This is a genomic window from Pseudoalteromonas aurantia (assembly GCF_005886875.1).
Taxonomy (GTDB): domain Bacteria; phylum Pseudomonadota; class Gammaproteobacteria; order Enterobacterales; family Alteromonadaceae; genus Pseudoalteromonas; species Pseudoalteromonas aurantia_A.
Window position 1 is genome coordinate 51,247 of record NZ_PNBY01000073.1, and the last position, 10,654, is coordinate 61,900.

The 10,654-nt window shown below is 41.4% G+C and carries 9 protein-coding genes and 2 pseudogenes; 9 read left to right on the plus strand and 2 right to left on the minus strand.

Translation table 11 applies throughout. The annotated features are described in order from the left end of the window. Positions 1-69 precede the first annotated feature (69 nt). The 7 genes and pseudogenes from CWC18_RS15070 (at position 70) to CWC18_RS15100 (ending at position 6,474) form a co-directional block, all read left to right on the plus strand. Positions 70-783, plus strand: a complete 714-nt coding sequence (locus CWC18_RS15070) for a SapC family protein (protein ID WP_138591501.1) — start codon at positions 70-72, stop codon at positions 781-783. 145 nt (positions 784-928) lie between these two features. After that, a pseudogene (locus CWC18_RS15075) lies at positions 929-1,105 on the plus strand (beta-aspartyl-peptidase); the annotation flags it as partial. Further along, positions 1,099-1,221: pseudogene (locus CWC18_RS21870) on the plus strand (beta-aspartyl-peptidase); the annotation flags it as partial. The pseudogenes CWC18_RS15075 and CWC18_RS21870, both read left to right, overlap by 7 nt. 70 nt (positions 1,222-1,291) lie before the next feature. Further along, on the plus strand, positions 1,292-1,720 hold the full coding sequence (locus CWC18_RS15085) for a CBS domain-containing protein (protein WP_010362615.1): 429 nt from the start codon (positions 1,292-1,294) through the stop codon (positions 1,718-1,720). Between the two features lie 96 nt (positions 1,721-1,816). After that, the gene (hrpA, locus tag CWC18_RS15090; protein ID WP_138675588.1) at positions 1,817-5,701 is read left to right on the plus strand and encodes an ATP-dependent RNA helicase HrpA; all 3,885 of its coding nucleotides are present in this window, start codon (positions 1,817-1,819) and stop codon (positions 5,699-5,701) included. 89 nt (positions 5,702-5,790) lie between these two features. After that, the gene (locus tag CWC18_RS15095; RefSeq protein WP_138675594.1) at positions 5,791-6,174 is read left to right on the plus strand and encodes a response regulator; all 384 of its coding nucleotides are present in this window, start codon (positions 5,791-5,793) and stop codon (positions 6,172-6,174) included. A 9-nt stretch (positions 6,175-6,183) separates the two neighbouring features. Further along, entirely contained in the window at positions 6,184-6,474 is a 291-nt protein-coding gene (locus CWC18_RS15100) for a PilZ domain-containing protein (protein ID WP_138675589.1), read from the plus strand. Between the two features lie 262 nt (positions 6,475-6,736). On the opposite strand, the gene CWC18_RS15105 is transcribed toward CWC18_RS15100, so the two are convergent. After that, positions 6,737-7,927 carry a class I SAM-dependent methyltransferase gene (locus CWC18_RS15105; RefSeq protein ID WP_138675590.1) on the minus strand — a complete coding sequence of 397 codons (1,191 nt, stop codon included), beginning with the start codon at positions 7,925-7,927 and terminating at the stop codon, positions 6,737-6,739. Positions 7,928-8,046: 119 nt separating this feature from the next. On the opposite strand from CWC18_RS15105, the gene CWC18_RS15110 reads away from it, so the two are divergent. Continuing rightward, positions 8,047-8,673, plus strand: a complete 627-nt coding sequence (locus CWC18_RS15110; RefSeq protein ID WP_138675591.1) for an HD domain-containing protein — start codon at positions 8,047-8,049, stop codon at positions 8,671-8,673. 37 nt (positions 8,674-8,710) lie between these two features. Here the strand turns inward: CWC18_RS15110 and CWC18_RS15115 are convergent, their stop codons facing one another. Then, a complete protein-coding gene (locus CWC18_RS15115; RefSeq protein ID WP_138591494.1) occupies positions 8,711-9,691 on the minus strand; it encodes an ion channel in 981 nt (326 codons plus the stop codon). Between the two features lie 87 nt (positions 9,692-9,778). Between CWC18_RS15115 and CWC18_RS15120 the strand changes: the two genes are divergently transcribed. After that, positions 9,779-10,459: a M48 family metallopeptidase gene (locus CWC18_RS15120; protein ID WP_138675592.1), complete on the plus strand. Its 681-nt coding sequence runs from the start codon at positions 9,779-9,781 to the stop codon at positions 10,457-10,459. The last annotated feature ends 195 nt before the right edge of the window (positions 10,460-10,654 follow it).

Genomic DNA, 10,654 nt, shown 5'->3' on the forward strand with positions numbered 1-10,654 from the left:
TTTTGGCTCCAAAACCTTTAGCCTTATGCCCACAAAAGTAATAATTACGTAAATGAACGGAGTAACATTATGGCAGAGCAACAAGTGCAGCCTTTACACAACGAAAAACATGCTAATACTAAAGTACAAAATGGCATCAACGTTGATTTCTTAAAATCACAGCACTTAATGCCCGTTGTTGCACATGAGTTTGCTCGTGTAGCAACTGAGTTCCCAATGGCGTTTGTAAAAAACACTGAAACGGGTCAATTTCAAGCTGTAGCAATGTTTGGTCTAGAGCCAGGTGAAAACTTATTCATCGAAAATGGGAAATGGACAGCAGGGTTTGCACCTTTAGCTGCGACTCGTTACCCATTTGGCTTAGTGAAGCATCCTGAAGAAGACCAGTTCGGCATCGTAATTGACGAAGCAAGTTCACTGGTTGGTGAAGAGCAAGGCAACGCGCTATTTAAAGACGGCGAAGAAACTGATTACTTAAAAGCGCGTAAAGAAGCTTTAGTAAACTTCATTGAGTTCTCTCGTGTAACAGAAGCGTTCACACAGTACTTAGCTGATAAAGAGTTATTAGTTCAACAAACTTTAACTGTTGATATCAAAGGTGAGAAAAAAGACATCAATGGTATCTACTTAGTTGATGAGCGTAAGCTAAATGAACTAAGTGATGAAGCGCACCTTGAATTGCGTAAGCGCGGCTATTTAGCGCCTATTTTTGCGTTCTTAACGTCAACACACCAAGTTGCCCGTCTAGCGCGTTTAAAAGCACAACGCCAAGCTGATGCTTAATAAATCTGTATTGTTAAAAAAGCACCCTAGGGTGCTTTTTTTGTATCTGATATTTATAAGCGTGTCGCAACTTACTTGCTATGTGCAGTAATTCTCGTCAAAGTTTGTTTAAAGCGGTAAATACAATAATAAAAGGCATAACACGATGTTTAACACGTCACTTCGCTGTATAGCGCTGTTGCTCTCCGTGCTATCTATACCGGCTCAAGCGACGCAAAACCCTATTGCGATTGCCATTCATGGGGGAGCTGGCACCATTGAAAAAAGCAAATTTTCACTGGAAAAAGAACAAGCATATCGTGTCAAATTGCAAGAGGCTGTGTGATCATAAGGGATACAAAAGGCAACATGTGTATGCCTTTTAACACTAAAGGGATGTACAGAGCCAGTAAATCGAGTTCACAAGCAACCAGAGTCTCGATTTTTAAACAAGATTAAAAATTACAGGCAAATTAGATAACGCCAGCTATAGTTATGAATGCTGGCGTTTTTTAATGGAGTCGATACCATGCAATCAATTCAAGTAGCAGATTATTTAAATCATCGTCCCGTGACTTTTTCAGCTGATATGCGTGTGGAAGCTGCGGTAGAAAAATTATTACAAAGTGGTCAATCAGGTGGACCGGTCATTGACAGTAATAAACATGTGGTGGGTTTTTTGTCTGAGCAGGACTGTTTACGAAAAATGCTAGAAGCCACTTATCAGAATGAGTCTCATAGTGTGGTCAGTGATGTTATGAATAGCACCCCGCTATGTGTCTCCCCAAGTGATAGTATTTTACAAATGGCTGACCGAATGACGGTGAATGCACCAAAGCTCTATCCTGTTTGTGATGAAGATGGACGATTACAGGGGGTGATCAGTCGTGCAAATGTATTACTTGCGTTAGACAAACACCTTCACGATACCTATGAATCAGGTAATCGATACGTATAATACCGCTTTTATAGAATAACTGGGTATAACCATAGGCTCAGTTATTAGTTTTTGATACACTACGTCGCGATTTGTATTATATAAAGGTATTGCGAAGTGAGTGTTGGACCGCTGTTTTCTGAACTAAAATCTTGCCTAAAGAAAGATCAATTCATTTTAAAAAAACGCCTTCATGGCACAAAAAAAATTACCGATGAAACTAAGCAAGCTAAGGCCGTCCAGTCTATTGCACAGGCCATTTCGCGCAGCCAAGCCTTAAGAATAACGCGCACTGAACAACTACCAGCAGTTACTTACCCTGAACAGCTTCCCGTCAGTCAGAAAAAAGATGAAATAAAAGCTGCGATTGCAGCACATCAAGTTGTGATTGTTGCAGGTGAAACGGGCTCAGGTAAAACCACACAGCTGCCAAAAATATGTTTGGAGCTTGGTCGGGGCGTTGATGGTTATATTGGCCACACCCAACCGAGAAGGTTAGCGGCGCGAACAGTTGCAAATCGTATTGCGGAAGAAGTCGGATGTGAACTTGGCAATGAAGTGGGCTTTAAGATCCGCTTTAGTGATCAAGTGTCAGATAATACCTACGTAAAATTGATGACAGACGGTATTCTTTTAGCTGAGATCCAGCAGGATCGGTACCTCAATCAATACGACACCATCATAATTGATGAAGCTCATGAGCGAAGCTTAAATATTGACTTTATTCTGGGCTATCTGAAAAACTTGTTAGCTAAACGGCCAGATCTGAAAGTGATCATTACGTCAGCCACAATAGATCCACAAAGATTCTCAAAGCATTTCAATAATGCGCCCATTATAGAAGTGTCTGGACGCACTTATCCTGTTGAAGTGCGATATAGACCTCCTGCAGACACAGCAAGTAATGACACCGAAGCACAAAACGACCAGTTGCAGGGCATTTTTGATGCTGTGGATGAGCTATGCGATGAAGGTCCAGGTGATATTTTGATCTTTATGAATGGTGAGCGTGAAATTCGCGATACCGCAGACGCCTTAGCAAAGCGTAACTTACGCGGTGTAGAAGTTTTACCTTTGTATGCCCGACTATCGAATGCAGAACAAAACAGAATTTTTGCAGCCCATAGCCAACGACGCATTGTACTATCTACCAATGTTGCGGAAACGTCGTTAACCGTGCCTGGTATTCGATATGTTATTGACCCAGGAACCGCGAGAATAAGCCGTTATAGCTACCGAACGAAAGTACAACGTTTACCAATCGAAGCGGTATCTCAAGCCAGTGCAAATCAAAGAAAGGGGCGTTGTGGACGGGTTGCGTCAGGTGTCTGTATTCGATTGTATTCAGAAGATGATTTTTTATCTCGTCCTGAATTTACCGACCCTGAGATTTTGAGAACCAATTTAGCGTCAGTTATTTTACAAATGTTGGGCTTAGGGCTGGGAGATATAAATGATTTCCCATTTGTGCAAGTACCAGACAGCCGGAATATTAACGATGGTGTTTCGCTATTAGAAGAGTTGGAAGCGGTTCATCCAAGCAAACGTCACCAAGCCACTAAATTGACGCAGTCAGGTCGGCTACTGAGCCGGTTACCGATAGATCCTCGCTTAGCTAAAATGGTACTGAGTGCCAGTAAGTTGGGTGCGTTGCGCGAAGTCATAGTTATTGTCGCTGCATTGTCTATTCAAGACCCTAGAGAACGACCTTCAGAGCGCAGGGGCGCGGCAGATGAAAAGCATGCGCGGTTTGAGCATCCTGATTCTGACTTTACGGCATTTTTAAATCTTTGGTATTACATCGAACAGCAACAAGCTGAGCTATCACGCGGACAGTTTAGAAAGTTATGTCAAAAAGACTTTCTGGCTTATATGCGTGTACGTGAGTGGCAAGACATTGTGTATCAATTAACCACTGTTGTTGAAGAGATGGGGCTGAAACTTACGGATAATGAAGCTGAATTAGATAATGTGCACCAAGCGCTTTTAAGTGGCATGTTGAGCCATATTGGTTTCAAAGACGAAAAGCAGAATTATAAGGGGGCACGAAATAGCCAGTTCCATGTTTTTCCTGGCTCCAGCTTGTTTAAGAAGAGCCCAAAATGGCTGATGTCTGCAGAGCTGGTAGAAACAAGTAAGCTTTATGCTCGGGTTAATGCCAAGATTGATATTGCGTGGGTGCCTTCTTTAGCTCAACATTTAGTTAAACGTAGTTATAGTGAACCGCATTGGGAGAAAAAACCAGGCTGTGTTATTGCCTATGAGCAACAAACGCTTTACGGACTGATCATTGTTGGTCGCAAGCGCAGTGTTTATAGCCAAATTGACCCTAAGTTATGCCGAGAGCTTTTTCTTAAAGAAGCACTTATTGGCCAACAATTGGGACAGAATGAAGGTTTTTTACAATACAACCAAGACTTGATAGATGATATTCAGGTACTTGAGCAAAAAGCGCGACGTCGAGATATTTTAGTTGACGAGCAACAGCTTTTTGAATTTTATGATAGTAAAATTCCAGCAGAGGTAAATACGCGCGCCGCATTTATCCATTGGTGGAAAGACAAGAAAAAGCAAGGCAAACGCTTTTTGCATATGAGCAAAGAGCAATTAATGCAGCATGGTGCCGAGCAGATCACCGAGTTTGATTACCCTGATACATGGCAGCAAGGCAATATTATTCTGCCATTGAGTTATCACTTTGAGCCCGGAAAAGCGGTAGATGGCGTGACGGTGAATATTCCGCTAGCTTTGTTAAATCAAGTATCTGAGAGTGGGTTTGATTGGCATATTCCGGCATTACGCCATGAATTAATTTGCGGGTTAATTAAAAGCTTGCCGAAGACTTTACGTCGAAATTTTGTCCCAGCCCCTAATTATGCCGATGCAGTACTTGCAGCCGTTGAGCCAATGCAGGGAACTTTGCTTGAGGCGTTAAGTACACGTTTATTAAGAATGACAGGCGTTAATGTTGACAGTGATGCATGGGACTTATCGACACTCGATGCGCATTTAAAAATGCAATTTCAAGTCGTCGGAGATAACAATACAGTACTTGCACACGGATTTGATTTACATGCAATAAAAACTCAGCTTCAGGGCAAAGTGGCAGATACCTTGTCTCAAGTAGCTGAAAAAGGGATCGAACAACAAGAAATTGTCGAATGGCAATTTGGTACATTACCGAGTGAATATACAAAAAAACAGGGCAACTACGAGATTAAAGCCTTCCCAGCCCTAGTGGATAAAAAAGACAGTACGGCGATTGAGTTATTTGATAGCTCGGTGAAAGCAGCAGCGGCCCATCAACAGGGCCTACGTCGTTTAGTGTTATTAAACGTCCCGTCGCCCATCAAATATTTACAGCAAAAACTACCAAATAAAGCCAAACTTGGACTGTATTTCAATCCGTTTGGTAAAGTTCAAGATCTGATCAATGATTGCATTTCGGCAGGCGTTGACCGATTACTAAAAGCCCATGGAGATATCAGAGACGAACAACAATTTGATAAAGCGAAAGAGAGCATTCGTGGTGAGTTAGGTGAGTGTGTCGTTAAGATTGCAACCCAGGTTGAGCAAGTACTAAGTGTGGCTCATGCTATCAATAAACGCATGAAAGGGCCTGTAGATTTAACCATGATAACGGCTCATGGAGATGTAAAATCACAACTACAACGGCTGGTATTTAAAGGCTTTGTGAGTGATCATGGTGCAGACAAGTTAGAAGATTTATTGCGTTACATGAAGGCAATAGAAAAGCGACTTGAAAAGCTAGCGGTGGATCCTAACAGGGATAGACTATGTGTGTTAGAGCTTGAGAAAGTAAGCCAAGCGTATCAAAAAGAGGTTTCAAGGGTACCTAAAGGGCTACCGCTACCAGAAGCTTTGTTACATATTTTTTGGATGCAAGAGGAACTAAGAGTGTCTTTGTTTGCTCAAACATTAGGAACGCCTTATCCTATTTCAGCCAAAAGGGTTATGAATGCACTTAAAGAATGTGAATAATTTAACTTGAAGCTTGCTTTTTTAGTCAGGCCCATTACTTTAATAAGAGGAATCAATTTTTGGATCTTGAAAAGGAAGTGACACTAGCCATGTCCGCTGAGCAAACAAGGAGTACCACACCCCATGTATTGGTTGTGGACGACGAATATTTTAACTATGAGATGCTGAGCGTGGCATTGTCTGAAGTTTTTACGTTAAGTTATGCTGATTCAGGCAAAAGCTGCTTATCAAATGCAATTGCGCAGCGGCCTGACGCGATACTTTTAGATGTGTGCATGCCGGGCCTTGATGGTTACGACACGTGCCGTTTGCTAAAAAACACGCCAGAGACGAAAGATATTCCGGTCGTTATGTTGTCAGGCCTAGAAACAGAGCAAGAGCAGCAGGCGGGATTTGAAGCTGGTTGTGATGCTTATGTAGTTAAGCCCTTTTCAATGCAATCCTTATTAGAAAAACTAAAACTAATAGTCTAGGAGTAGGGTATGTTGCACGAAGACAAACGTCGCTTTAGGCGGATGATGGTTAATGCACAAGCAAAAATTACGCTGTTAGAAACTGGATTAAGTATTGAAGGGACATGCAATGACTTAAGTGCAACGGGGTTATCTATTGAGATAGAGGAGCCTGTTGATATGGAAGCAATGGTAGAGGTGTATATCGATTCAAATAGTGCATCTACTCCGCCGTTGAACGCACACGCAAAAGTCGTTAGGTGTTATCAAGAACAAGATGGTAGTTATTTACTGGGACTTGAAATAACCCAGTTTAATTAGCATCCAAAGTTATATAAAAGGGGCTCTGTAGCCCCTTTTTAGTAAGTAACCTCAGCTCTGGATTTGCGGATTTGCCCAATAAAGCTATTTTTCACATTCTCGGCGTTGCGTTCATTTGTAATAGCCCGCGATTACTGCATACAAGCGCCTTGATTTTGAGCAAAATATCATCATTGGATTGTACGTAAGTTTGTTTTAAAAACATTTCTATTCCAAAACCCTTATCCAAACCTGAAGTTATGTACGTTCGTATCTAGAAAGTCTAGTAGACTTTACAAATCAATCCTTTTAAATAAAAGCCTTCAGGGTAATTACCTGAAATTGGGTGGTCTGCAGCTTGATTTAATCGTTCTACAATGAGTAAGTCTTTTCCTGCATCAAGGGCGGCATCTGCAACCACTTTTTGGAATAAGTTTTGCTCCATTAATCCTGAGCATGAGAACGTAAGTAAAGTACCACCAGGCTTCAATATTTGCATTGCAATCATATTGATGTCTTTATAGCCACGACATGCACCATTAAGTTGTGCTTTGCTCTCTGCAAATTTTGGTGGGTCCATGACAATCGTATCAAATTGACGGCCTTCATCGCGATATTGGCGCAGTAGTTTAAATACATCTTGTTTTACGAATTCAGCGCGTGTCATATCTAATTCGTTATGTTCTACATTGCGCTTGGCGATATCTAGTGCAGCTTGAGATACATCAACGTTGATTACTTTTTCACAGCCACCACGCAAGGCATAAAGGCCAAAGGTACCGGTATAGCAAAAACAATTTAAAACGGTTTTATCCCTTGAAAAGCGTTCTAGCGCTGCGCGGCTATCACGTTGATCTAGATAAAATCCTGTTTTATGGCCGTTAATAATATCGACTTCAAGGTTTAAACCATTTTCTTGAATTAGGACTGGCTGTGATGGAGCATCTCCCCACAGTGCGCCCGTTGTTTTATCAAGGCCTTCTTTCGCACGTACCTCTACGTCAGAACGTTCATAAATTTTGCATTGTGGGAATACATGGCGAAGTGCCATTAACAAATCACCTTTGTGACGTTCGGCACCTGCACTTAAGAGCTGACAAACAAGATAGTCATCAAATTTATCAATGGTGATCCCTGGTAAGCCATCAGACTCTGCTGCACTGAGCCTAAATCCAGTTAGTCCACCTTCATTGATCACATGTTGACGAGCATCTAGGGCTCTTTCTATTCTTTTGATAAAAAACTGCGTATCAATTTGTTCGTTTTCATCAAAGGTCCATACACGTGCCCTGATCTGCGACTCTGGGCTATAGGCCGCAGTAGCAAGAAACTTTCCATCATGACTATATACAGTAACGGTATCACCAAGCGCGGGTTTACCTTTAATTTTTTTTATGGCCTTAGAGAATATCCAAGGGTGTTTACGTTTAAGTGACTTCTCTCTACCAGGCTGTAAATAGACCACGCTAGACATATAAATTCCTTACTGAATTGAGTGCTTGCCATTTTAGTTAAGGCCGTGCCAACATACAATGTGATCACAGTGAATAATGGTTTTTAGAGCGATTTGACTCACTTTTAGGGAGAAAGTTTATGCAAAATATTGAAATGGCATGTCGCGAGTTCATGTTAAGTGCTGAGCTTGCTGATACTGCGCATGATATTACTCATATTGAACGAGTGGTGAAGGTGGCTAAGGCACTTGCACTCAGTGAGCAAGCTGACATGGAAATTGTGGTTGCTGCGGCTTGGTTGCATGATTGTGTCGCTGTTGCTAAAAATCACCCTGACCGAGCTAAAGCATCTAAGATGGCGGCAGACAAAGCAGTTACGTTTTTACAAACTTTAAAGTTTGATGAAACAAAACTAGAGGCTGTGCACCATGCTATTGTGGCGCATAGTTTTAGCGCGAATGTTCGGCCCACAACACTTGAAGCTAAAATAGTACAAGATGCGGATCGTATGGATGCTTTGGGGGCTATAGGGGTTAGCCGATGTATGAAAGTGGGTGGGGCTATTGCAAGGCACCTTTATCACCCCGATGACCCGATGTGTGAAAATCGAGAAGCAGATGATAGTAAATATACGCTCGATCACTTTTTTATCAAGCTATTGCATATTGCTGATCACATGAATACCGAGTCGGCAAAAGAAGAGGCAGCTCATAGAACGCAATTTATGAAAGCGTTTCTAGAAAGACTTAGTACAGAGATCTCGTAGCATTGGCATGTATGCTGCCGATTTAATATTTATGGTATTAACGAGTCATCCGTTTTACAAAAACGACCACGAATAATGCCAGTGAAAAGCTGCCTGTAAAGGCTTCAATACTGGCAATAAATCGCGATATTCCTACTGGGGTTATGTCTCCATAGCCCAATGTTGTGAAGGTTACAACGCTAAAGTAAAAGCTGTTAAGTAACGCGCTTAAATTTTCGGATAAGCTGTTGTTCTGACTGAGCTGAATGATTTGATCTTGGTAGCTAATACCAAACAAAAAGTACAACAGAGCACAAACGACAATCATACTCAGACTGAAACGGATCACGTTTTCTGGCTTTTCACCATAACCACACAACAAGTTAATAGCGTTAGACACTAAGCGCTTTTTCGATCTTTTTGGGTATTGTTGATGACGCATCCGTAGTTCGTTATAAGTATACTTGCCAGCCATCTCAAACAGACCTTGTTGTTCGGCTGCTTTACGTAATAATCGGTATATTTCTTCAGATTGTAAAAACAAGTCAATGGCATCTTCTGGTGCTTTTTCTTTGAGCGCTTTATGCGCACGAGATTCTTGCATTAGTTGTTCACCTAGCTGCAAGTTATCTATTCGCGCGTTATCGAGTTTGACCCCCAAAATATTGGTGTTTTCTAGTTTGCAGCAGTGTAAATTTGCTTCTCGTAAATCGGCTTTCATTAAGGAGGCGTGTTCAATGGTGTTGTTGAAAAGGTGGGCACCACGTAAATTGGCGCGATAAAAATTGCCATAAGAGAGATTGTAGCCATTGTGATCACCAAATTTAACGAGATTTAAGCCTTCTAAATTGGCCCGCTTTAATTCTAGTCCTTGTAATAAACCGCCTCGTTTTGCATAGCGTTCTAGTTTTTGTGTTAGTTCTAAGCCACTTTTATCAAACTTTGCATCATGCCAAAAGCAAAACCCTGAGCCCATATCAATTTCCTGACATTTTTGTCCATCTGGAGAGTGGTATTGGCAACATGGCTTTGAATTCATAGCGCTCTGATCTTTTTCATCATTTACTTATAGGTTAGCAGCTTATTGGCGGGGTAGAATGGAGAAAAGTAAATAATTTTTTTCGATATGTTTGAATACCAATTAAAAGAAAGTACGCGCAGACGAAGTATTGCAATTAAAGTCACAGACAATGGCATTATTGTATACGCCCCTAAAGGGCTTGAAAAAAAATGGCTACATGAATGGTTAATGAGTAAACATAGCTGGGTCTTGGCGCAGCAAAAAAAAGTGCCGGCAGTGCCGGTTGTTCAAACACCTTGGCATAGCCAGACCCTACTCGTATTTGGTGAAACATATGCTTGTTTTTTTGGCCCTGAGTACCCAAGTAAACTATGTCATTCAAATCGCATCGTGCATGTATGTGTCATCAATCCTGACGATACAAAGGCTTGTCGAGCTGCACTTTTATCATTGTTACGCATTGAGTTAGAATCTTATGTTATGGGGGTATTACCTGTACTTGCTGAAAAAATGGATGCTCAGGTTAGTCAGGTTAAATTCCGAGAGTATAAAAGTCGCTGGGGAAGCTGTACAAGTAACCGTGCGTTAGCGTTCAATACATTGCTCATAGGTGCAAAGCCATCTTATATAGATTATGTGATCATCCATGAGCTGGCGCATTGTCATGTTCTTGCTCATAACCCTGAGTTTTGGCAACTGGTATTCAAGTATTACGGAGAGTACAAAGACGTTGTTAAATGGTTCAGAGAGAAGGGGGCAACACTGTTTATTACAAAAGAGGTTTAGGGCCGCTGAGTTATATTATTTGATGTAATGAATACACACCACATCAAACTGTGTACTGGGTGCCTTAAACTAGCAAAAAACAGAGAATAAGCAGTTTGCCATGTTAGAGCTGTCATTGTATTAAAATATGGGGAAATTACTTTAAAATCAGAGGAAGTATTTTTAAGGTAATAAGATGGTGGAGGGGGCTGGATT